The 22,490-nt window shown below is 71.0% G+C and carries 22 protein-coding genes; 15 read left to right on the top strand and 7 right to left on the bottom strand.

Features of this window, described 5'->3' with window-relative positions; all coding sequences use genetic code 11:
* Positions 1-55: 55 nt before the first annotated feature.
* From ACIOGX_RS34625 to ACIOGX_RS34615, 3 genes are all read left to right on the top strand, one after another.
* On the top strand, positions 56-964 hold the full coding sequence (locus tag ACIOGX_RS34625) for a DUF3558 domain-containing protein (protein WP_401918674.1): 909 nt from the start codon (positions 56-58) through the stop codon (positions 962-964).
* Positions 965-1,092: 128 nt separating this feature from the next.
* Entirely contained in the window at positions 1,093-1,860 is a 768-nt protein-coding gene (locus tag ACIOGX_RS34620) for a DUF3558 domain-containing protein (RefSeq protein WP_401769011.1), read from the top strand.
* A 135-nt stretch (positions 1,861-1,995) separates the two neighbouring features.
* A complete protein-coding gene (locus ACIOGX_RS34615) occupies positions 1,996-3,471 on the top strand; it encodes a DUF2637 domain-containing protein (RefSeq protein ID WP_401918672.1) in 1,476 nt (491 codons plus the stop codon).
* A 106-nt stretch (positions 3,472-3,577) separates the two neighbouring features.
* Here ACIOGX_RS34615 and lysS read toward each other — a convergent pair whose 3' ends face one another.
* Positions 3,578-5,341 carry a lysine--tRNA ligase gene (gene lysS, locus ACIOGX_RS34610; RefSeq protein WP_387016013.1) on the bottom strand — a complete coding sequence of 588 codons (1,764 nt, stop codon included), beginning with the start codon at positions 5,339-5,341 and terminating at the stop codon, positions 3,578-3,580.
* A 142-nt stretch (positions 5,342-5,483) separates the two neighbouring features.
* Between lysS and argS the strand changes: the two genes are divergently transcribed.
* Complete coding sequence (argS, locus tag ACIOGX_RS34605; protein ID WP_383973305.1) at positions 5,484-7,253, top strand: arginine--tRNA ligase; 1,770 nt, start codon at positions 5,484-5,486, stop codon at positions 7,251-7,253.
* Between the two features lie 229 nt (positions 7,254-7,482).
* Positions 7,483-8,619: a methyltransferase domain-containing protein gene (locus ACIOGX_RS34600; protein ID WP_401918669.1), complete on the top strand. Its 1,137-nt coding sequence runs from the start codon at positions 7,483-7,485 to the stop codon at positions 8,617-8,619.
* A 110-nt stretch (positions 8,620-8,729) separates the two neighbouring features.
* On the opposite strand, the gene ACIOGX_RS34595 is transcribed toward ACIOGX_RS34600, so the two are convergent.
* The 4 genes from ACIOGX_RS34595 to ACIOGX_RS34580 form a co-directional block, all read right to left on the bottom strand.
* Positions 8,730-9,887: a lactonase family protein gene (locus tag ACIOGX_RS34595; protein ID WP_401918667.1), complete on the bottom strand. Its 1,158-nt coding sequence runs from the start codon at positions 9,885-9,887 to the stop codon at positions 8,730-8,732.
* A 239-nt stretch (positions 9,888-10,126) separates the two neighbouring features.
* A complete protein-coding gene (locus ACIOGX_RS34590) occupies positions 10,127-10,633 on the bottom strand; it encodes a Dps family protein (RefSeq protein WP_401769024.1) in 507 nt (168 codons plus the stop codon).
* Between the two features lie 190 nt (positions 10,634-10,823).
* Positions 10,824-11,252: a pyridoxamine 5'-phosphate oxidase family protein gene (locus tag ACIOGX_RS34585; protein ID WP_356516822.1), complete on the bottom strand. Its 429-nt coding sequence runs from the start codon at positions 11,250-11,252 to the stop codon at positions 10,824-10,826.
* 91 nt (positions 11,253-11,343) lie between these two features.
* Positions 11,344-12,195: an NAD(P)H-binding protein gene (locus tag ACIOGX_RS34580; RefSeq protein ID WP_401918665.1), complete on the bottom strand. Its 852-nt coding sequence runs from the start codon at positions 12,193-12,195 to the stop codon at positions 11,344-11,346.
* A 92-nt stretch (positions 12,196-12,287) separates the two neighbouring features.
* On the opposite strand from ACIOGX_RS34580, the gene ACIOGX_RS34575 reads away from it, so the two are divergent.
* From ACIOGX_RS34575 to ACIOGX_RS34560, 4 genes are all read left to right on the top strand, one after another.
* Entirely contained in the window at positions 12,288-13,226 is a 939-nt protein-coding gene (locus ACIOGX_RS34575) for an AraC family transcriptional regulator (RefSeq protein WP_401918663.1), read from the top strand.
* Between the two features lie 95 nt (positions 13,227-13,321).
* Positions 13,322-14,296 (top strand): helix-turn-helix domain-containing protein, encoded by a 975-nt coding sequence (locus ACIOGX_RS34570; protein WP_401918764.1) that lies wholly within the window; start codon positions 13,322-13,324, stop codon positions 14,294-14,296.
* A gap of 332 nt (positions 14,297-14,628) precedes the next feature.
* Positions 14,629-14,997 carry a DUF952 domain-containing protein gene (locus tag ACIOGX_RS34565; protein ID WP_401918661.1) on the top strand — a complete coding sequence of 123 codons (369 nt, stop codon included), beginning with the start codon at positions 14,629-14,631 and terminating at the stop codon, positions 14,995-14,997.
* A gap of 208 nt (positions 14,998-15,205) precedes the next feature.
* On the top strand, positions 15,206-16,288 hold the full coding sequence (locus tag ACIOGX_RS34560; protein WP_356516831.1) for a hypothetical protein: 1,083 nt from the start codon (positions 15,206-15,208) through the stop codon (positions 16,286-16,288).
* Between the two features lie 174 nt (positions 16,289-16,462).
* On the opposite strand, the gene ACIOGX_RS34555 is transcribed toward ACIOGX_RS34560, so the two are convergent.
* Entirely contained in the window at positions 16,463-16,945 is a 483-nt protein-coding gene (locus ACIOGX_RS34555; protein WP_401918659.1) for an ATP-binding protein, read from the bottom strand.
* A 113-nt stretch (positions 16,946-17,058) separates the two neighbouring features.
* Between ACIOGX_RS34555 and ACIOGX_RS34550 the strand changes: the two genes are divergently transcribed.
* The 4 genes from ACIOGX_RS34550 (at position 17,059) to ACIOGX_RS34535 (ending at position 19,844) form a co-directional block, all read left to right on the top strand.
* A complete protein-coding gene (locus tag ACIOGX_RS34550; protein ID WP_356516835.1) occupies positions 17,059-17,886 on the top strand; it encodes a helix-turn-helix transcriptional regulator in 828 nt (275 codons plus the stop codon).
* Positions 17,883-18,122 carry a DUF397 domain-containing protein gene (locus ACIOGX_RS34545; RefSeq protein WP_382874900.1) on the top strand — a complete coding sequence of 80 codons (240 nt, stop codon included), beginning with the start codon at positions 17,883-17,885 and terminating at the stop codon, positions 18,120-18,122. The genes ACIOGX_RS34550 and ACIOGX_RS34545 overlap by 4 nt, the downstream gene beginning before the upstream one ends.
* A gap of 86 nt (positions 18,123-18,208) precedes the next feature.
* Positions 18,209-19,009 carry a rhamnogalacturonan acetylesterase gene (locus ACIOGX_RS34540; RefSeq protein WP_401918657.1) on the top strand — a complete coding sequence of 267 codons (801 nt, stop codon included), beginning with the start codon at positions 18,209-18,211 and terminating at the stop codon, positions 19,007-19,009.
* 40 nt (positions 19,010-19,049) lie between these two features.
* Entirely contained in the window at positions 19,050-19,844 is a 795-nt protein-coding gene (locus ACIOGX_RS34535) for an alpha/beta fold hydrolase (RefSeq protein WP_401918655.1), read from the top strand.
* Between the two features lie 28 nt (positions 19,845-19,872).
* Here the strand turns inward: ACIOGX_RS34535 and ACIOGX_RS34530 are convergent, their stop codons facing one another.
* Positions 19,873-21,294, bottom strand: a complete 1,422-nt coding sequence (locus tag ACIOGX_RS34530; RefSeq protein ID WP_401918653.1) for a helix-turn-helix domain-containing protein — start codon at positions 21,292-21,294, stop codon at positions 19,873-19,875.
* A 146-nt stretch (positions 21,295-21,440) separates the two neighbouring features.
* Here ACIOGX_RS34530 and ACIOGX_RS34525 point away from each other — a divergent pair, with 146 nt between their 5' ends.
* Both ACIOGX_RS34525 and ACIOGX_RS34520 read left to right on the top strand, forming a co-directional pair.
* Positions 21,441-21,572 (top strand): hypothetical protein, encoded by a 132-nt coding sequence (locus ACIOGX_RS34525; protein ID WP_401769048.1) that lies wholly within the window; start codon positions 21,441-21,443, stop codon positions 21,570-21,572.
* 80 nt (positions 21,573-21,652) lie between these two features.
* The gene (locus tag ACIOGX_RS34520; protein WP_401918651.1) at positions 21,653-22,393 is read left to right on the top strand and encodes a DUF4232 domain-containing protein; all 741 of its coding nucleotides are present in this window, start codon (positions 21,653-21,655) and stop codon (positions 22,391-22,393) included.
* Positions 22,394-22,490 lie beyond the last annotated feature (97 nt).

Below are 22,490 nucleotides of genomic sequence, written 5' to 3'. Positions count from 1 at the left end.
GCAGTTTTCGCGCGGAGCCCCGCGCGGAACCCCGTACAGAAGGGAGCCCGGGACCGTGCAGCCAAAGGCGCGCAAGGCGTACGTACCCGGCCTGGCGGCGCTCCTCGTGGCGGTCGTCGCCGGCTGCTCGGGGGGCGGTGGCGCGGACGGCACCACCACCGACACCAAGCCGGGCGGCCCCACCACCGCCACCGCCGCCCAGCCCGGCAAGTACCGCACGCTCCGCGAGCCCTGCGGCTCCGTGCCGCGCTCCATGCTCAAGGATCTGCTGCCCGGCGTCGCCTCGCTCCCCGAGGACCAGCGGGCGAAGGTGTACGAGGGCACGGCCGCTGTGACATACGACACCGACCGCCGCGTCGGGTGCGCCTGGAAGGCCGCCTCCCCCGACGCGTCGAACCAGCTGATGATCGACCTCGAACGCGTCGTGTCGTACGACCCGGCCGTGAGCGACGCCGACCGGGCGCAGGAGGTCTACGCGAAGGCGGAGACGGCCGCGGGGCTGCCCGCGGCCACGGCTCCCGGTGCGCCGGGCGGCATGCCCTCCGCGACGGGTTCCGGCGCGGGTACGGACGCGGGTACGGACGCGGGTACGGGCTCGGACTCCGGTACGAGCACACAGACCGGAGAGACCGGCTCCCCTTCGGGTACCCCGTCCGGCTCCGCCTCCGGCTCGGGCACGACCACCCCCGACGGCACGCCCTCCGACGGCACGACCCCCGACGGCCTCGAACCCCGCGTCCTGGAGAATCTCGGTGACGCCGCCTTCCTGGACGATGTCCTCGCCCGCTCCGGCGCGGCTGCTCAGCAGCGCACGGTGAGCGTGGTGTTCCGCACATCGAACGTGATCGTGACCGTCCGGTACACCGAGCAGCCGGCCCACCCCACCGTGGTCCCCGACAGCAGAGAACTACAGGACAAGGCGCGGGAACTGGCCCGGACGCTCGCCGAGCAGCTCAACGAGTAGCCGCCCCCGTCCCCGCCGCCCGCCCCGGGCGCGCGGGGCCCGGACTCCCGCTCCGGGAGCCCGCGGACCCGGCTCGGCGGTTACCGTGGCCGATCGGACCGTACGACAACCGACCGACTGAAGGAACCATGCACCGTTCAGCCTCGCGACTCACCCGCATACTCGCCTGCGCAGCCGTTCCGGTGATGCTCGTCGTCGCCGGCTGCTCGTCCGACTCCGGCGACAAGACCGACGCCGACGGCTCCTCGTCGAGCCCGAGCACCGCGCCGTCCCCGACGGTCACGCCGGCCAAGTACAGCGGGCTCCCCGACGCCTGCGCCACGATCGGCGCGAAGACGGTCGGCTCGCTCGTTCCCAAGGTCAAGACCAAGGGCGGTACGTCGGGCAAGTCCAGCGACATCGACACCCGCGGCAGCTGCTCCTGGAACGGTCTGGAGGACAAGGGCGTCAAGGGCTCGCAGTACCGCTGGCTCGACGTCTCCCTCATGCGGTACGACTCCGACGCCACGCTCGGCAGCGGCGCCAAGCGCGCCGGCGAGTACTACGCGAAGGAGGTCGCCGGGGCCCAGGGCACGGCGGGCGCCAAGAGCCTCAAGTCCGTCGCCACGGCCGGCGTCGGCGACCAGGCGACGCTGGTCACGTACACCCTCAAGAAGACCGACGAGGACTTCGCGTACGCGACCGTCGTGGCCCGCGCGGAGAACGTCGTCGTCACCCTCACCTACAACGGCGCGGGGTACGCGGGCGCGAAGTCGCCCAGCCCCGCCGATCTGACGAAGAACGCGGAGAAGGCGGCCAGGGAAGCCGTGGCGGCCGTCACCGCCGGTTCCGAGGACGCGCCGGCCGGTTCCGGTGACGCGCCGGCCGCCGGGGAGAGCTCCAAAGCCGCGTCCTGAGGGCCTGCTTCCGCTCCCCGCGCAACGCCCTCCGCACACATGTGCCAGGCTGTGCCCGCCGGGTGTCGGGGCGTCGAGTGATTGTTGTCGAGTACCTGACGCCCCATAGAGGCCGAATACGGGAGGAGATCGCGGGTGGCCGCGATGCAGCTCACACGCACGCACCGGATTCTCATCGGGATCGTGGTGTTCGGAGCGGTGATCATCGCCGCGATCGGATTCGCGGGGTCCTACGCCGCCGTGCGCGAACTCGCCGAGGCCAAGGGCTTCGGGCGTTTCTCCCTGGTCTTCCCGATCGGTATCGACGCGGGCATCTGCGTCCTGCTGGCGCTCGACCTCCTCCTGACCTGGATGCGGATCCCGTTCCCGCTGCTGCGCCAGTCGGCGTGGCTGCTGACGACCGCGACGATCGCCTTCAACGGCGCCGCCGCCTGGCCGGACCCGCTGGGCGTCGGGATGCACGCCGTGATCCCGCTCCTCTTCATCGTCTCCGTCGAGGCGGCGCGCCACGCGGTCGGCCGGATCGCGGACATCACCGCCGACAAGCACATGGAGGGCGTACGGCTCACCCGCTGGCTGCTCTCGCCGGTGCCCACCTTCAAGCTGTGGCGCCGGATGAAGCTGTGGGAGCTGCGTTCGTACGAGCAGGTCATCAAGCTCGAACAGGACAGGCTCATCTACCAGTCGCGTCTTCAGGCGCGGTACGGCCGCAACTGGCGCCGGAAGGCGCCGGTCGAGGCGCTGATGCCGCTCCGGCTCGCGAAGTACGGCGTACCGCTCGCCGACACCGCGCCGTCGGGGCTGGCCGCCGCCGGGATCGAACCGGTGCTGCTGCCGCCTCCGCCCCCGGTGGCCGAACTCCCGCAGGGCCGGGCCGAGATACCCGCGGCGAGCCCGTCCCCGTCCCTGTCCCCGTCCCCGGAGCAGACGGCGGAACCGCAGCCCCAGCAGCCTCAGCAGTCCCAGCCCCAGTCCCAGCCGCAACAGCAGCCGCAACAGCAGCAGCCGATCCCGCCGCAGCTGCGGAAGCAGGAGCAGGACCCCCAGCAACAACAGCAGCCGCACCCCCAGCAGCAGCCCCAGCCCGAGCCTCAGCCCCAACCCCAGCCGAGCCCCTGGTTCGCGGCCCCGCAGGTGCAGGAGGCGGCCTACGAGGGCGCGTACAACCCCGCGTACGCCGAAGGCCCGGACCCCGCCGCCCCGGTGATGATCCCCGCCGGCCCCGGCCGCAGCCGCCCGCTCGGCGGGGTGCCCAATCAGCGCGTGGAGGGTCCGTACGCGACCCCGGAGCCGGAGCCGGTCCCCCAACAGGCCCCGGAACAGCGCCAGTACGCCGAGGCCGCCCCCGTCCAGGAGCAGCCCGAGGAACTTCCCGTTCCCGCGCTCCCCGACGACATCTCACGCGAGGAGGCGTACTTCAACGCCTTCCGCAAGTACATCAGCGAGCACGGCGACTACCCCAACGGCCGCCAGTTCGGGCTGTACTTGGTCGATCTGTACGGGATCACCGGCCGCACCGGCGGCCCGCTGAGCGAGAGTTCGCTCCGCCCGTATCTGAAGGACTTCCGCTCCCGGTACCAGTCGGAACTGGACGACGAGTACATCGCCTGAGCCCTGTCCGGCGAGCACGCGCCCGCGCCCCACGGCCCGGCCGCCGCGTTCACGGAGCAACGAGCGGACTCCCTGAACGCGGCACCGGCCGCGATCGCGCACCGGCTCAGCCGCCGAGCAGCTTCCTCACCCGGTCGGCGCCCACCGCCAGCAGCAGCGTGGGCAGCCGCGGCCCGGTGTCCCGGCCGACCAGCAGCCGGTAGAGCAGCGCGAAGAACGACCGCTGGGCGGTCTTCAGTTCCGCCGTGGGCTTGGCGTCGGGGGCCAGCCCCTCCATGACCTTGGGCACGCCGTAGACGAGCGTGGTCAGCCCGTCCAGCGACCAGTGGCTGTCCAGGCCCTCCAGCAGCAGCCGCAGCGACTCGTGCCCGCGCGCGTCGAGCGAGTCGAGCAGCTCCCGGTCGGGCTCGGCGCGCACGATCGTCCGCGCCTCGGCCGGGACCTGGCTGGTGATCCAGTTCTGTGCGCGGTCCAGCCGGGGACGCGCCTCGTCCAGCGAGGCCAGCGGACGGGCCGGGTCCAGTTCGCTGAGGATCCGCAGGGTCTGCTCCTCGGCACCGGCCGTGATGTCCACGACCGAGGCCAGCGTGCGGTACGGCAGCGGGTGCGGCGTACGCGGCAGCGCACCGGCCGCCGTGCTCGTGGCGCGGGAGTACGCGGCGGCGTCGGCCGGCAGGACGGAGCCGTCGGCGACCTTGCGCTCCAGCGCGTCCCACTCGTCGTAGAGCCGCTGGATCTCCTGGTCGAAGGCGATCTTGAACGACTGGTTGGGCCTGCGGCGCGCGTAGAGCCAGCGCAGCAGGGGCGCCTCCATGATCTTCAGCGCGTCGGCCGGGGTCGGCACGCCGCCCTTGCTGGACGACATCTTCGCCATCCCGGAGATCCCGACGAAGGCGTACATCGGGCCGATCGGCTGGACGCCGTCGAAGATCTCGCGCACGATCTGCCCGCCGACGACGAACGAGGACCCGGGCGAGGAGTGGTCGACCCCGGACGGCTCGAAGATCACGCCCTCGTACGCCCAGCGCATCGGCCAGTCGACCTTCCAGACCAGCTTGCCGCGGTTGAACTCGCTGAGCAGGACGGTCTCGGAGAAGCCGCACTCCGCGCAGGTGTACGTGAGCGCGGTCGTCTCGTCGTCGTACGCGGTGACGGTGGTGAGGTCCTTGCCGCAGCCGCCGCAGAAGGGCTTGTACGGGAAGTAGCCGGCGGCCCCGCCGCTGCCGTCGTCCTCGGCCGCCGCGCCCGAGCCCTCGGCGGCCTCCAGCTCGGCTTCCTCGGGCTGCTTCTGCCCCTGCTTCTGCCCCTGCTTCTGGCCCTGAGAAGCGTTGTTCTTCGGCTTGTCCTTCGTCCGGTAGCGGTCGAGGATCGCGTCGATGTCCGCGCGGTGCTTCATCGCGTGCAGGATCTGCGCGCGGTACGCCCCGGCGGTGTACTGCTCGGTCTGGCTGATGCCGTCGTACTCGACGCCCAGCTCGGCCAGCGCCTCGGTCATCGCCGCCTTGAAGTGCTCGGCCCAGTTCGGGTACGCGGACCCCGCCGGGGCGGGCACGGACGTCAGCGGCTTGCCGATGTGCTCGGCCCAGGACGGGTCCGTACCGGGAACGCCGGCCGGAACCTTGCGATAGCGGTCGTAGTCGTCCCAGGAGATCAGATGCCTGACCTCGTGACCGCGCCTGCGGATCTCGTCCGCGACCAGGTGCGGGGTCATGACCTCGCGGAGGTTCCCCAGGTGGATGGGGCCGGAGGGGGAGAGTCCGGACGCGACGACGACCGGTTTGCCAGGCGCACGTCGCTCCGACTCGGCGATGACATCGTCCGCGAAACGGGAGACCCAGTCGGTCTCGGTGCTCTGAGCCACGATCGGCACGTCCTTACTTCTTTCTCGTACGCCCAAACATTCCGGCGGCTGCCATTCTCCCAGGTCCCCCCGGGAGAGCGAAAATGGCTTGTTACACCATGGGATACTGGGCAGGACTTCCCTCCGTACCCGACAGGAACGGCACCAGCCCATGGCCTCGGTCACTTCCCTCGCTTCGACCGTCGATCAGCGCATCGCGGACGCCCTCTCGGCAGCCCTGCCGGAGGCCGGTCCCGCGAACCCGCTGCTGCGCCGAAGCGACCGGGCCGATTTCCAGGCCAATGGTCTCCTGGCGCTCGCCAAGCGGCTCAAGGGCAACCCGCGCGAGCTGGCGACGCGGGTCGTCGCGTCGCTCCCCGCCGATGGCGTGATCAAGGACATCGAGGTCTCAGGACCCGGCTTCCTCAACATCACGATCGCGGACCGGGCGATCATCGAGACCCTCGCGGCCCGCGCGGCGGACACCCGGCTCGGCGTCCCGTACGAGCCGGAGCCGGGCACGACGGTCATCGACTACGCGCAGCCGAACGTGGCCAAGGAGATGCACGTCGGACATCTGCGCTCCGCCGTGATCGGCGCGGCGATGGTGGAGATCCTGGAGTTCACCGGCGAGAAGGTGGTCCGGCGCCATCACATCGGCGACTGGGGCACCCAGTTCGGCATGCTCATCCAGTATCTGATCGAGCACCCGCACGAGTTGGACCACAGGGGCTCCGCGGACGCCGCCACCTCCGGCGAGGAGGCGATGTCCTCCCTCAACCGGCTCTACAAGGCGTCGCGGACGCTCTTCGACTCCGACGAGGAGTTCAAGGCACGCGCGCGGGACCGGGTGGTGGACCTCCAGGCCGGTGACAAGGAGACGCTGGCCCTGTGGCAGCGGTTCGTGGACGAGTCGAAGATCTACTTCTACTCGGTCTTCAACCAGCTGGACATGGAGATCCGCGACCCCGACATCGTCGGCGAGTCCGGCTACAACGACATGCTGGAGGAGACCTGCCGGCTCCTGGAGGAGTCCGGGGTCGCGGTCCGCTCCGAGGGCGCGCTCTGCGTGTTCTTCGACGACGTGAAGGGCCCGGACGGCAACAGGGTCCCGCTCATCGTCCAGAAGTCCAACGGCGGTTACGGCTACGCGGCCACCGACCTCTCCGCGATCCGCGACCGGGTGCGGAACCTGTCGGCGACGACCCTGCTGTACGTGGTCGACGCGCGCCAGTCGCTGCACTTCAAGATGGTCTTCGAGACCGCCCGCCGGGCCGGCTGGCTGAACGACGAGGTCGACGCCGTCCAGCTGGCGTTCGGCACGGTCCTCGGCAAGGACGGCAAGCCGTTCAAGACCCGCGAGGGCGAGACGGTACGGCTGGTGGACCTGCTGGAGGAGGCGGTCGAGCGGGCGACGGCGGTCGTACGGGAGAAGGCGAAGGACCTCAGCGAGGAGGAGATCGCCGAGCGCGGCCGGCAGGTGGGCATCGGCGCGGTGAAGTACGCCGACCTGTCCACGTCCGCGGCCCGGGACTACAAGTTCGACCTGGACCAGATGGTCTCGCTGAACGGCGACACGTCCGTCTACATCCAGTACGCGTACGCCCGTATCCAGTCGATCCTGCGCCGGGCGGGCGACGCGAAGCCGGCCGCCCACCCGGAGCTGGCACTGGCCCCGGCCGAGCGGGCGCTGGGCCTGCACGTGGACCAGTTCGGCGAGGTGCTGGCGGAGGTCGCGTCGGCGTACGAACCGCACAAGCTCGCCGCGTACCTGTACCAACTGGCCTCGCACTTCACGACGTTCTACGACCAGTGCCACGTACTGAGCGACGAGAACCCGGCGGAGCTGGTCGAGAACCGCCTCTTCCTCTGCGACATCACGGCCCGCACGCTCCGGCAGGGCCTGGCACTCCTGGGCATCCGCGCCCCCGAGCGCCTGTAACCCTCAGTACGCACTACGGGGCGCCATCGCGAACAGCGATGGCGCCCCTTTCTTCGCCCCCTGGCGCTCCGGTAGCTTCCGATGACAGCACGTTATGTCATCGAGCGAAGGAGACGACGATGGGCGGCAGCCACAGCGGAAAGCCCGACACCGCCGAGAGCGACGGACACAAACCCGACAAGCCGATTCCGCCGGCCGATCCGAAACGACCTGAGACACCGAAGAGTTGATGAGCGGAGAAGGCCCTCGGGTCGGCCTCATCGAGGAGCTGACCCGAGGGGGCTACCTCTCCCCCGCGTGGCGCGCCGCCTTCACCCGGGTCGACCGCGAGCCGTTCATCCCGGACCGGATCTGGATCCGCGGCGACGACGGCTATCACCCGCTCGACCGCGCCACCGACCCCGACCGCTGGCACGCGCTCGTCCACGACGATCAGGCGCTCGTCACCCAAGTCGAGGACAACGGCCATGACACGGCGCTCATCCCCTCCAGCTCTGCGAGCATGCCGCGCGTCGTCGCCACCATGCTCGACGCCCTCGCCGTGACCGACGGGCAGACGGCACTGGAGATCGGCACGGGCACCGGCTACAACGCCGCTCTCCTCAGCGAACGGCTCGGCGGCCGGCACGTGGTCTCCATCGAGGTGGACCCCCGCGTCGCGGACACCGCCCGCGCGAACCTGAAGACCGCCGGCTACGCCCCCACGGTCATCACGGGCGACGGCGGGCTCGGCTGTCCCTCGTACGCGCCCTACGACCGTGTCATCGTCACCTGCGCCCTCCATACCGTGCCGTATCCCCTGGTGGAGCAGACCGCTCCCGGCGGGGTGATCGTGCTGCCATGGGGAACCGGCCTGTACAACGGCGTCCTCCTGCGCCTCGTCGCAGGCGGTGACCGCACCGCGAGCGGCCCCGTCATCGGCGACTCCGCCTTCATGTGGAACAGGAGCGAGAGCCCCCACCGGAACGTCATGGCCACCGTCAAAGAACAGGACCGGGCCACGGCCACGCGCACCTGCCTCGACCCCCGGCTCGTACTCGGCGACGAGAACGCCGCCTTCACCGCGGGAATTCTGGTCCCCGACTGCCGGTACAGCGTCGGGCACGGACCCGACGGCGAGTTCACGCTCTGGCTCGCCGACCATGCCACCGGCTCCTGGGCCAGCGTCGACTACGTACCCGATACGGCGGAGTACGACTGTCGTCAGTACGGTCCCCGCGGGCTCTGGAGTGAGGTGGAGGCCGCGTACGCCTGGTGGCGGAGCGCCGGATCGCCGGACCGCACCCGGTACGGCCTCACCGTGAACGCTGCCGGTCAGCGCCTCTGGCTCGACAGCTCGGACACTCTGGTCCCGGAGAGGCGGTAGGGGCGCGCCTGCGGCGGCGGCCACCCGTGCCCGTTCCCGTTCCCGTTCACGAGGGGAGGCCGCGTGAACGGGAACGGGCGGTGTGTCACACGTCGTACGCGACTACCGGGTCAGAGCGCGACGATGCCCTCGCCGCCGACGCCGTCCGGGACCTTCGTGGTACTGATCTTGGTCAGCGAGCCGTCCGCGTGGATACGGAAGGCGTCCACGGCGCCCGCGCCGCCGGTCTGGACGTAGAGGAAGCGGCCGTCGGGAGTGATGGACGAGTCCACCGTGCCCGTGCCCGTGGGGGTGTTGCCCAGGCGTTCGAGGCGCGCCTCGCGGTTCTGGAGGAAGCGGGTGACGGTGTTGCTGCCCGCGTTGGACGCGAAGAAGTGGCTGCCCGTGCGGGAGACCCAGCAGCTGGCCTGCTGGCCGGTCGGTGCCGCGTCGACCAGGGTGGTACGGCCGTCCTTGTGGATACGGAACGTCAGGAGGGCGTCCTCCACGCCGTCGGCGACGACGAGCCGGTTCTGCGCGTCGAAGGTCAGCCCGAACGGCTGCGCGCCCGGCTTGCTGTCCACGACGGGCTTGTGCGACAGCACGCCCTCACGGTCGAGATGGAAGATCTCGATGCTGTTGCCACCCAGCTTGGTGGTGACGACGAGCTGCGATCCCTCGGGGGTGAAGGCCACCTGGCCCGGGGTGTGGGTGAACTCGGGCGCGGCGCCGGTGTTCAGGCGCAGTGCGCGGTGCCAGGCCGCGACCCGGTGCAGCTTGCCCTCCTTGAGCCGGAAGCCCTGGATGGAGCCGCCCTCGCGCGCGTTGAGCACGAAGACACGGTCGCCGTGCGCGGTGACGCTGACCGGGAACACGCCCCCGGACTCGATGACCTGCTGACGGTGGAGCCGGTCGCCGTCGACCGAGAACACCGTGACCGTGTTGCTGCCCGCGTTGACCGCGTACAGCAGCTTGTGCTGAGAGTCGTACGTCAGCGATCCCTGCGAGGCGAGGTGGTCGACGACGGAGCCGCCGAGCACGCCGCCCTTGCCGCCGGTGCCGTACACCGCACGCTTGTGCAGGGAACCGTCGGCCTCGCGGCTGTAGGCGATCACCTGGTTGCCTTCGACGCGGTCGTTCTGGACGAACACCGCCTTGCCGTGGTGGTCGGCGGGCGGTGCGGTGCTGGTGGGGGCGGCGGTGGCGGGCACGGCGAAGGCGGCCGTCGAGAGGGCCACGGTCACGGCGACCTTGACGATACGAGCGAACCTGCGGGTAGTTGTCGGCATCTGCCTTTTCCTGAGTCGGGCCGGCCGGGCACGACTTCGGTGAGGAAGGCGTACACCACGGTCGGCGCAGAGCGTCATTCCGCCGTCATCGTGGGGGAAGAGCGGCTCGCGCCGACGGACCGTGGCCCAACGGGTAACCCGTCCGGATGGATCGAGGGTGGCGAACGGTGGCAGGCAGGCAGGGTGGCAGGCAGGCGAGCGGGCACGCGGTCCGGCACCCGCGGCGGGCGGGAACGGCGTCAGGCGGAACGGTTCTCCGCGCTGACCATCCAGGCGTGCTTCTCCAGGGAGTCGATGATCGAGTGCAGCAGGTCGGCCGTGGACGGATCCTCGCTGTCGACCTGGTCATGGAGGGTGCGCAGCGTATCGACGGTGGCCCGCAGACGCGCGGTGACGAGGTCGACGACGGCCTGCACGCTCTGCACGCCCTGCGGGAACGCCGGGAGCGTGGTGGTCGCTGACACCGTGTCGGAGCGGCCGTCCGGCCAGGCCTCCAGCGCGCGCATGCGTTCGGCGATGGTGTCGGCCGACTCCCGGGCGTCGTCGACCACCTCGTCCAGTTGGAGGTGCAGGTCACGGAAGTTGTGCCCGACCACGTTCCAGTGCGCCTGCTTCCCCTGGAGATGCAGCTCGACGAGATCCACCACGATCTGCTGCAACGCTCGGGCAAGCTGCGCCGAGGCCGTGAACTCCGGCACATCGGACTCCGAACGCCGGGAACCCCCGGGGGCGGAGGAAGCGGGCATGACGTATCTCCTTCGAGAGCACCGGAGGACAGACCCCTGCGACGAGGAACAGGAAGCCCGTCGATCTACGTCCTCAAGCCTTACGAAGGTCCCATTCCGCCGCCACCGGGCATTAGTCCGTCTGCCCCCGCCCTGTCCCCGCCCCCCTGTCCCTGCCCCCGCCCCCTGTCCCCGCCCGGGGCCCGGTCGGTCAGTACGTGAGGCGGCGCACGGTCTCCGGGTGGATGACGACGCGCAGATGCTCGGTGGCCAGCATCGTGGCGAGGGCGTCGGCGCGGGCCGGGTCGTCGAGGTCCCAGTAGCGGGCGGCGAGCCGGGAGCACAGGTCGCGCGCTCCGTCGGCCTCCACCGTGACGCGTCCGGCGACGGACACCCAGCGCTCGCGCTCACCCACCGGGGCCGCGACGACGATCGAGGCGCGGGGGTCGTGGCGCAGGCGCCGTACCTTCAGCGAGTCCGGCTCCGTGAAGAACTGGACCGTCCCCTCCGCGGTGGCCTCGAACCACACGGGCCGGGGCTGTGGCGGCTGCGTCCCCCCGGCCACGGACAGGAACCCGTGCAGGGGACGTCCGAGGAACTCCAGGTCCTCGGCGGTCAGGAAGCTGGTGCCGGTGCTCATGGCGGCCCTTTCAGAGGACGGTGACGGTGGAGGGCGGAGGCTGACGATGACGGTGGAGGATGACGATGACGGTGGAGGACCGTGGTGAGGGTCAGGACCCCCAGGCCCCCGCCGCCGCGGCCCGCACGACGTACTCCTCGAACGTCCGTGGCGCGCGCCCCAGCACGGTGGCGATGCCGTCCGTCGCACCGGCGCCCACCCCACGCTCCATCAGCACGAACATCTCGGCGAGATGTTGGGCGTCGTCCTCGCCCCAGCCCTCCTCGACCAGCGCCGCGCTGTACTCGGCCGGGGAGACCTGCTTGTAGGCGATGGGCCGCCCGGACGCCCGGGAGATCAGTTCGACGGCCTCGGCGAAGGTCAGCGCGCGCGGCCCGGTCAGCTCGTAGACCCGCCCGGCGTGCCGGCCGGGCTCGGCCAGCACCGCGGCCACGGCGTCGGCGACGTCCTCCACGTCGATGAACGGCTCGGGGACCGCACCGGCCGGAAGCGCCAGCTCTCCCGCGACCAGCGGGGCGTGGAACAGGTCCTCGTCGAAGTTCTGGTTGAAGTTCGACGGCCGCAGAACGGTCCACTCCAGCGCCGAGCCGCGTACGGCGTCCTCGGCCGAGCGCATGTCCAGCCCGAACGCGGACTCGCCCCAGGCGTCGACGCCGTGCCCGGAGAGCAGGACCAGGCGCCGCACACCGGCGGCCTCGGCCCGCGCCACGAACTCATGCACCGGTCCCGGCACGGACGGCGGAACCACATAGACGGCGGTGACGCCCTTCAGGACCGCGTCCCAGCCGTCGGGCTCGGACCAGTCGAAGCGGGTCCGGCTCGACCGGGAGGCGGCGCGCACCCGCGTGGTGCCGTGCAGCCGCAACCGGGCGGCGACCCGCCGCCCGGTCTTGCCGGTGGCGCCGAGGACGAGGGTGGTGTCGAGGGTGGTGTCGTTGCTCATAGCAGCGAGTCAACGCCACCCGCCTGGACGAATCCATAGGCGAGAAGCCGGATCACCTTTGTCATCGTCTCACCTCGGTTAACCTCGGTCGGATGGACGCGTTCGGTGACCTCTTCCGCGGGATGCGGGCCCAGGGCTCGTTGTTCGCCAGCTCGACCCTGTCCCCGCCCTGGGCGCTGCACTTCGTGGACGGCGCGCCGCTGACGCTGTGCACCGTCCTCGGCGGGTCGGGCTGGATCGTGCCGGAGCACCGCCCGCCCGAACACCTCCGCGCCGGGGAGACGCTCATCGTGCGCGGCCCCGGATCGTTCACCTTCGTCGACGAGGTCGGCACCCGGGCCGACCCGATCCCGTGCGGGGAGCACTGCACGACGCCCGAACAGGGCGGGACCCGGCACCGGCTCGGCTGGAACGACAGCTGCGGCGCCTCCGCCGACGGCGCGACCACGCTGATCGTCGGCGCCTACCCGGTGCGCGGCGAGATCAGCCGCAGGCTGCTGGACGCGCTGCCCGTCGTGCTGCGCGTCGCTTCCGACGGCGGGGCCGACGCCGTACTGGACCACCTCGCCGCCGAGGTCGCCACCGACACCCCGGGCCAGCAGGTGGTCCTGGACCGGCTGCTGGACTGGTTGCTGGTCTGCGCGGTACGTGAGTACTTCGACCGGCCCGGCGGCGAGCCCCCGGCCTGGTACGCCGCCCAGCGGGACCCCGTGGTCGGCGACGCGCTGCGCCTGCTGCACGACGAACCGGCCGCCCCCTGGACGGTCTCCTCACTGGCCGGCCGGACCGGGGTGTCGCGTTCCACGCTGGCGAAGCGGTTCGCCGGCCTGGTCGGCGAACCGCCGCTGACCTACCTCACCCGCTGGCGCATGACGCTCGCGGCGGACCTGCTGACCGAGCGCGAGTCGGCGACCGTCGCCGAGATCGCCCGCACCGTGGGCTACACCGACGCGTTCGCGTTCAGCGTGGCGTTCAAACGGACCCGGGGCGTCAGCCCGAGCGAGTTCCGGCGCGCGGGCGCCGCACGGTAGCCGGCGGGACACACACCAGGCGGAAGGGGATGCTTCGTCCCGCCCGCGCGCCGTCCCGAGCCGATACGGTGACGCCAGGGGAGGGGGGCACCATGATGCAGACGGTCTTTCACAGCGATGACCTTCCACCGGCGGAGCGGCTGGCCCGCTTCAACGCGTTTCAGGTCGGCAGTCCGTACCCGATGCGGGTGGAGAGCGGAGAACGGGCGCGGTTCAGTGCCACGGCGCGGGCGCTGGACCTCGCGGCCGTGAACGTCGTCGAGCTGACCTGCTCCCCCTCGGACGTACAGCGCACACCGCGGCTGATCCGGCGGTGCGACCCCGAGCTGTACTCGGTCGTCTTCGCCCAGCGCGGCGGGCTCGGCGTCGTCCAGGGCGCCCACGAGGTGGAGTTGGGACCGTACGACTTCGCGCTGTACGACAGCTCCCGCCCCTTCGACGTGAGGATCGCCGCCGACCGCGGGACGGCCGCGCTCGTACACGCCCTCGTACCGCGCGCGCTGCTGCCCCTGCCCGCGGACCGGAGCGCGGGGCTGATCGCCGTGCCGCTCCCGGGCCGCGAGGGCGTGGGGTCGCTCCTCACCCAGTTCCTCACCAGCCTGACCACCGACTCCGCCGCCTACCGGCCGGCCGACGCCCCCCGGCTGGGTACGGTCGCCCTCGACCTGCTGACCGCGGTACTCGCCCACCACCTCGACGCCGACGCGCGCGTGCCGGACGGCTCCCGGCAGCGCGCCCTGCTCCTGCGCATCGAGGCGTTCGTACAGCAGCATCTGCACGACCCCGAGCTGTCGCCGGCCGCCATCGCCGCCGCCCACCACATCTCCGTCAGCTACCTGCACCGTCTCTTCCGCGCGCGCGACGACACCGTCACGGCCTGGATCCGCGGGCAGCGCCTCGAACGCGCCCGCCGTGACCTCGCCGACCGTGCGCTACGGACCGTAGCCGTCCACCGGATCGCGGCCCGCTGGGGCTTCCCGGACCACGCCACCTTCACCCGCGCCTTCCGCGCCGCCTACGACCTCCCGCCCCGGGACTACCGCCGCCAGGCCCTCGACTCCCCGGCGTAGCCGGCTTTCGCGTGGCCGCCGTCTCCCCTGTGGACGGCGGCCACGGAGGCCGGAACACCGAGACCCCCCGCACAGCCCGTGAAGGCCGGGCAGGGGGCGCGGTGTTGACAGTCAGACGGCATTCCACTCGGACTTGTCGTCCGTGGTCAGGCAGGCACCGGTGGCGACATTCACCAGCCGCTTCACCGTGTGACCTTGCCAGCTGTTCGACTCCGAGCCCCAGATGACTCCCGCACCGACACCGACTTCTCAGAAACCCCTACGCCCCCTACGACCCCCAGAGCACCGGGCGACGAGCGTGTGCGGGCGGGCCACCGGGTACGGCTGGGGGCATGATCATGCATCTGCTTCCGCTGGACGACTGGCGACGCGAGCCGGACCAGCCGTATACGCCCGCGTCGCTCGCCACCGACGGCTTCATCCACTGCTCCCCCGACGAGCCGGTCACCCTGGCCATCGCCAACGCCTTCTACCGCGACACGCCCCGCCCCCTGCTGGCGCTGCTCATCGACGAGGAGTCGCTGACGCCACGGCTGGTCTGGCAGCAGGCCGAGAAGGCGCCACCCGGGGTCCCGGACGACACCCGGTTCCCGCATGTGTACGGCCCGCTCAACCGCTCGGCGGTGACGGGGATACAACAGGTCACGTGGGACGAGACCGGCGAGGCGGTGGCGCTCACGGACACGGACGTGGAGATCTGACCGGCACCACCGCACCACCGCACCGCCGCGCGCGCGGCCCGGACACGGCCTGCGATCTGTGACGCGCGGTGGTCCTCGTCATGGAATCGACCGTCCCGCCTGCGAGTGGTTTATCCGCCGTACACCACTCGCACACCGACCGCCATCACGTACTGCAACCGAGGAGGTGCATAGGGTAGTCGCGTTATTCGCTCTGAGAAGGAGACCCATGCTCGACCAGAGGCTGGCCCTCGCCGCCGCCGTCATCCCCTTCGCCGCCTCCCTCGCTCTGGGACCGGGCGCGCAGGCCGCCGCGCAAGGCGGCACAGCCACCTTCACCAAGCCGGGAAGCGCCCAGGAGTGGAGGGTGCCGAAGGGAGTCCACACGCTCACCGTCGACATGTGGGGTGCGGGCGGCGGCGGGTCCGGCGGCACGGGTGGTGCCGGTGGCGGAGGCGGCGGAGGGGCCGGCGGGCAGGATGCCACCGGCCTGGGCCACGGGGGCACCGGCGGCGGTGGAGGCGGCGGCGCGGGCGGCGGTGGAGGCGGCGCGGGCGTTCACATCACCTGCAAGATCGCGGTCCATCCCGGCCTTCCGTTGCGCATCATCGTCGGCAAGGGCGGCGCGGGCACCTCGGGCACCGCCGGTACTTCCGGCGGCAAGGGCGGCGAGTACGGTCTGCTCGCCGGATCCGGCGGCACCAGCGGCACCGACGCCAGGACCCGCACCGCCAAAGGCGGCGTCGGCGGGGACACTCTCGTCGAACTGCCCCCGGGCATCGCCCCCATCGCTTCACCGGGCGCCGGCCCCGCCCTTTCCCCGAGGTCCATCGCCTCGGGAGGAACCCCGGGCGAGGGCACGACAGGCACCGCTGACGGCGGCGAGTGGGGCGGCGGCGGCAAAGCCCTGGGGATCGGCGGGGGTAACGGATCCGGCGGGAGCGTCAGCGGCTCCGTCGGCCAAGGAGGCTTCGCCGGCTTGGACGCGTCATGCACCGGGCAGCCGCCCGCTCCTGGCAAGGGACACGCCGCCAAGGGCAAGAGCGGCGGCGCGGGTTCCACCGGCAGGACCGGCAACGCCGAGGCCGGCATCGGCGAGCTGGGCGGCAAGGGCGGAGCAGGCGGTGCGGGCGGCCAGACCCCCAACGACCACGGCTACGGCCGCGGCGGACACGGCGGCAGCGGCGGCAAGGGCGGCGACGGCGGCCGGGGAGCCGACGTCTCGGGCGCGGAAGGCGCGTACGGTGACGACGGCGGAAACGGCACAGCCGGCAAGAGCGGCAGCAACGGAGCCGTAGTCATCACGTACTGACACGCCGCCCCCGGGACACCGCGAAGCTCGACCAAGCCTCCGGGGCGCACGCACGACACCGCTGGATGCCCGACGTCACGGGACACCCGGCGGTGTCGTGCGGGCGACTGCCGACGTCGCGCCGATCACGACAGGCCGAGGCTCTGACCGGCGGAGATGGCCAAGGTCAGGTCATCACCGGGTCAGCAGAAGACCGAGCCAGCCCTCGGCGTGGTGGGTGACCGCCGGGGGCGTCGTCTCGTCGGCCTCCTCCCGCCGCACCTCGAACTCGCACCACACCACCTTGCCGGGGCTCCGCTCCCCCACGCCCCACCTGTCGGTGAAGGCCGCGACGAGCAGCAGCCCCCGCCCGCCCTCGCCGTCCGCCGAGTCCACGATCCGGGGAACGCCGGGGCCGCTGTCGTGCACCTCGATACGGAGCACGTCACCGGTGTACTGGAGGTACAGCCGGAACCCACGGCCGGGCGGTACGCCGTGCAGAAGCGCGTTGGTGGCCAGCTCACTCACGCACAGCAACACGTCGTCGGCGGAGAAACCTTCGGTCAAGTCCCAGTCGACGAGGGCTTGTTGGGTGAACTTCCTGGCGGCGGGGACGGACCGCCGGTCACGGCGGAAGAACCTCTCCCTGAGCACAAAGTGGCGAGTTGTCGCATTCATGGAGCGATAGTCGCGGAGAGTAACTAAACTCGTGCACCAGGTGACCCCGTACAGATCTTCTGTACGGGCTGTCCCAGGATCAAGTACGCGCGCACGTGGGGAGTTGGCCCGGCATGAATCCCAGGAAACATCCGAGGAAGAAGAACGCCTCGGCGATGAAGATGCTGGGCGCCCAAGTGGCGACCTTCCGCCGGGCGGCGGGCTATACGCAGCGATCCCTCGGTGAACGGGTCGTCGCCGACGAGGAGACGATCGCGTCGATCGAGCAGGGCAGGCGACCGCTGAAGGCGGACTTCGCGGCGATGTTGGACGAACTCCTCGACACCAAGGGGGCGTTGTCGGTCGGGGTGGACAACATGCCGGCAATCGACCAGTTCCCGCTGTGGGCGGAGCAGTTCGTGGACCACGAACGCGAGGCGATCTCGCACTCGTCGTTCGAGAACCAAGTGGTCCCTGGTCTGCTCCAGACCGAGGCATACACACGGGAAATCTTCGGCACCCGCGTTCCCGCGTTCGACGAGGACGAGATCGAGACCAAGACCGCCGCTCGCATGGAGCGCCAGGAGATCCTTCAGCGCAAGGTCCCTCCGACACTCAGCTTCGTTCTCTGGGAACCCGTCCTCCGCTTCCCCCTCGGCGGTCGAAAGGTCTTCAGCGACCAGCTGAACCATCTGCGCACATGCACCGAACTCCCCGGCCTTTCCATCCAGTTCCTGCCTCTGGCCCGCACGAACCACGCCGGGATCAGCGGCCCCTTCGTACTGCTGGAGACCCCCGACCACCAGCATCTCGCCTACGCCGAGTCACAGCAGGGCAGCCACTGGGTCTCCGACCCAGACAGCGTGTCCATCATGTCCCGCAAATATGCGATGCTGCGATCGCAGGCCCTCACCCCCGAGGAGTCCCGGGACCTGCTGGACGAGCTTCTAGGAGAGCAATGAACACCGCGCTTCAGTGGTTCAAGTCGAGTTACAGCACCGAACAGGGCGGCAATTGCCTCGAAGTCGCCTACGACTGGCGCAAGTCCAGCTACAGCACCGAACAGGGCGGCGACTGCCTCGAAGTCGCCTCATGCCCCCACGCCGTCCACATCCGCGACTCCAAGAACCCCACAGGCCCCACCCTCACCCTCGCCCCCACCGCCTGGGCCGCCTTCACCGCGTACGCGGCCAACTGACCACACACACCCCGGCAACCTTCCGGCTCTCTGCGGCGACCTCCGGCTGACGACGGCACCACCCCCACCCCCGTCAGGAGTCCCGGATGCCCCCCACCAGCCGCAGGCGCTTCCTCCTCGGCACCACCGCCGCGCTCGGCGCCGGCACCGCCGCCACCCTCGGCCTCCCCGGCACCGCGTCCGCCGCGCCCCGCGCGGTCGCCACGCTCTACATCGCCGGCGACTCAACGGCGCAGACATACACCTCCGGCTATGACCCGCAGGCGGGCTGGGGTCAGACGCTTCCCGGCTTCTTCACGCCGAACATCACGGTCGCCAACCGCGCGATCGGCGGTCGCAGTTCACGTTCGTTCATCGAGCAGGGCAGGCTCGCCGCCATCCACGACGTCATCAAGCCGAGCGACTACCTCTTCGTACAGTTCGGCCACAACGACGCCACCACCGGCAACCCCGAGCGCTACACCTCACCCGCCGACTACAAGGAATACCTGCGCAACGACTACATCCGCGCGACCCGCTCCCGGGGCGCGACGCCCGTCGTGGTCACGCCCGTCTCACGGCGCTCGTACAACGAGTCCACCGGGCAGTTCAACCTGTCGTTCCCCCAGTACGTGAACGCCGCCAAGGCCGTGGCCGCGGAGGAGCGAGTTCCCCTGGTCGATCTGTCCGCGCTCAGCCGTACCTACCTGAACGGGATCGGGATCGAGGCGTCCAAGAACGTCTTCCTGTGGCTGAACCCGGGCCAGTACCCCAACTTCCCGAACGGCATCCAGGACAACACCCACTTCCAGCGGAACGGCGCCACCCAGATGTCCCGTCTGGTGGCCCAGGGGGTGGCCCGGCTCGGACTGCCGCTCTCCGGCGAGGTCAGGCCGACCGCGGTGTGAATCCGGCCCGAAGCCCGGAGTTCCCTGCGAAGATCGAGGAATGGATCAGCGAGAGACCCCTCCTGTAACGGCCCTGGCCACGCGCACCGTCGTTCAGCTCCCCCTCATGCGCTGGGGACGGCCCGACGCGACGCGGCGCGCCCTGTTGCTCCACGGGCTGACCTCGGCGGCGGCCTGCTGGTGGCGTGTGGCGGACGAACTGGCCGAGGCCGGCTGGTCGGTCACCGCCCCCGATCAGCGCGGTCACGGCCTCGCGCCCCGTACGCGGCGGTACGACATCGAGGCGTTCGCCGCCGACGTACTGGCGCTCACCCCGGAGGGCGGCGGCGCGTGGGATCTCGTCGTCGGGCACTCCCTCGGCGGTGTCGTGGCGACCGCGGCGGCGAGCGCCGAGCCCGGCTGGGCGTCGCGTCTCCTCCTGCTCGACCCCGTCATCGCGGTCTCGGGCAGGGTCGAGGAGTTCGTGAGCGGCACGCTCACCGAGCTGAAGGCGACCGAGGAGTCACTGCTCCGCAAGAACCCGGAGTGGCACCCCGAGGACATCTTCCTCAAGGTCCAGGCGGCCCACCGGACCAGCCCGTACGTCGCCGAGAGCTTTCTGCGGCACAACACGCCGTGGTCGTACGAGAAGGAGCTGACGGAGTACGCCGGTCCCGTGACCGTGCTCGCCGCCGATCCGGCCCACAACCCGGCCTTCACCGCCGACCAGGGCGACCGCATCGGCTCTTCGAAGGCGGACTTCCACTGGACGGCGGTGGAGGGGGCGAGCCACTCGGTCTACCGCGACAACCCGGCGGCGGTGATCGCGGCGGCACTGGCCGGGCCCGAGCGGTAACCGGGCGGGGCCAGGGCCAGGGCCCGTCTCAGCCCTTCGCGGCCACACCCCACTCGGTGCCGCCCAGCGGGTAGTCGTACGACGGACGCCCCTCCGACCCGCTCGTACGGAAGGGCTTTCCGTTGTCGTCCACGCGGAGCGTGCCGCGCCGGTCGCCGCTGGTCCACTCCAGCTCCAGGTACCAGCTGACGTCCCGCGCGGTCGCGGTGGCGGAGACGTAGTAGACCTCGGGGTCCGACTCGCTGACCTTGTACGGGAAGTCCCGCTGGCCGGCCTTGGGCACGGTGCTGGGCCGGGCCGCGTCCAGGTTGACGGCGAAGGACTTCGTGCCGACGTTGCCGCCGCAGCCGACGCCCATCGCGTAGTCGGTCCAGGGGAGCGGGGCGTCGGTCTTCACGATCTTCACGCGCAGCGCGTTCAGGACGACCGTGTCGCTGCTCTTGCCCTGCACGGTCAGTTCGATGAACTGACCGCCGCTCGCCACCCCTCCGAGCGCGTTGACCCAGCCGGGCGCGTCCTGCTCGGTGGGGGGCGGAGGGACCTGCTCCGGTGGGCTGTCGATGAGGTAGTGCTGACTGCACGGGTCCTCGAAGGCGTACGGCCGGGTGTCCACCGACACCGGCACCCCGCCGACGGAGGCAGGGCCGGGCGCCGTGGACTTCGTAGGCGCGCTGGGCGCGTCGGACGGGCTCGCGCTCCGGGAGGCGGAGACGGAGGGCGAGGCGGGCGGCTTTTCCTTGTCCTTGGCGTCCGGGGAGGCGGAGGGCGACACGCTCTCCCCCAGTCCCCGGCCCGGAGCCTCCGACACCTCGGACGCGGCGGAATGGCCATCGGGCGAATCGACGGCCCCGCTGCCGTAGGCGATGGCGGGAACGGCGACCGCTACGACCGCCACGGCGGCGAGAAGAAGACGCAGGCGTTTGGTACGGGGGAGCCGGGCGATACGGGACCCGGCGACGGGCACGGGTTCGCGTGCGGACACGAGTCCAGGCGCCGGCTCCGGTCCGGGAGCGGGGGCGGGTGCGGGTGCGGGTCTGGGTGCGGATCCGCGCTCAGGCCCGGGGGCGGCCTCGGCCGGGGTCTCGGCCGGGGCGGACTCGGCCGGAGCCTCGGCCGACGGGGCCTCGGCCGACGGGGCCTCGGCCGACGGAGCCGGAGCCGGAGCCGGAGCCAACGGAGCCGACGGAGCCGATCGCCCCCGCCGTCTCGCCTCGTCCGCGAGGATCCACCGCCGGTGCAGCTCGACCATTTCCTCGGCGTTCGCCGCGCACAGCCGCGCGAGCCGCTCCACCGACGCGTAGTCGGTCGGCACGGCGTCCCCGTTGCAGTAGCGGTGCAGCGTGGACGTACTCACATGGAGCTTCCCGGCGAGGACGCCGTAACTGCGCCCCGAGCGGTCCTTCAACCCCCTGAGCAGTTCCGCGAAAGCCTCGGCCTCGGTGGTCGCCACTCGCTGTTCCCCTCCTCGTTCCTGCTGGTCCGTTCCAGGAACGCGTTCCAGGGAAACCTCGTCCCCCCAGGTCAGAGTATGCGTGAGCGTTCCAGCTTCCCCCATTCTCCCTTGCCGATTGCGGCCGCTTCCGGCCACCCCGCAAGGTGAGTGCAGCACCAGCCGAACGGGGAGCAGCCATCAGAATCCGACTCCGTATCAGCGTGGTCGACGCGTTGGCGGTCGTCGTGCTGATCACCTCGACAGCGATCGTGCTCATGCTCATCAATCGCCACTGACCACACCCGTCGACACCTCACTTCGCATCACTTCGCCTCACTTCACTTCACCTCATCTCATGGAAACGGGGATCAACCTCATGCGTAACATCCGCCACCGCGCCGCCGCAGCCGCCGCCACCGCTCTCGTCGCCTCCCTCGCCCTCACCGCCTGCGGGAGCGGCGACAACTCCTCCGGCGCCGTGAAGGACTCCGCCGCCGCGTTGCTCAGCACGCCGTCGGCCAAGCAGCAGGCGCAGGGCGACGACAAGCAGCAGACGCCCGCCAACCAGCTCAGCACCACGGGCGGCGACAACGGGACCGGCGACGGCACGAACACCACGGCCGGCGGCAAGATCGAGGCCGACGCCAGCAGCGTCGGCAGCAAGAGCAAGAGCCAGAGCAGCAGCGGCACCACCGCCAAGCGCACGACCTGCACCGGCGCCAACACCAAGGTCAAGGTCAGTCAGGTGACCCGCCCGATCAACCACCTCCTCCTGACGGTCACCAACACCGGCAGCAAGAACTGCGACGCCTACTACGCCCCCGCCCTGCGCTTCGACGAGGCCCAGGCCGCCACGCAGATCATCGAGGAGAGCAAGCCGCAGGCCGTCGTCACGCTCGCCCCGGGAGAGTCGGCCTACGCCTCGATCTCCCTGAACGGTGACGGAAACCCGAACATCCCGGCGAAGGAGCTGACCGTCCACTTCATCGGACGCGCCAACCAGGGCTCGGTGGGCTCCCCCGCCGGCCCGCTCAAGCTCCCCACGGGGACGCGCATCGCCGACGACACGTCCGTGACGTACTGGCAGTACGAGATGGCCGACGCCCTCACCTGGTAACCCCTTGATGCCACAGGGCCCCTACCCGACGGTAGGGGCCCTGTCGGCGCGGTACGGGCCCCAGGCCAGGCCCCACGTCAGGCCATGTGTCAGGCCA

This window comes from Streptomyces sp. NPDC088147 (assembly GCF_044741565.1).
In the GTDB taxonomy this organism is placed as follows: domain Bacteria; phylum Actinomycetota; class Actinomycetes; order Streptomycetales; family Streptomycetaceae; genus Streptomyces.
The sequence above is the reverse complement of the archived record's forward strand: the minus strand, read 5'-3'. Positions and strand labels throughout refer to the sequence as shown.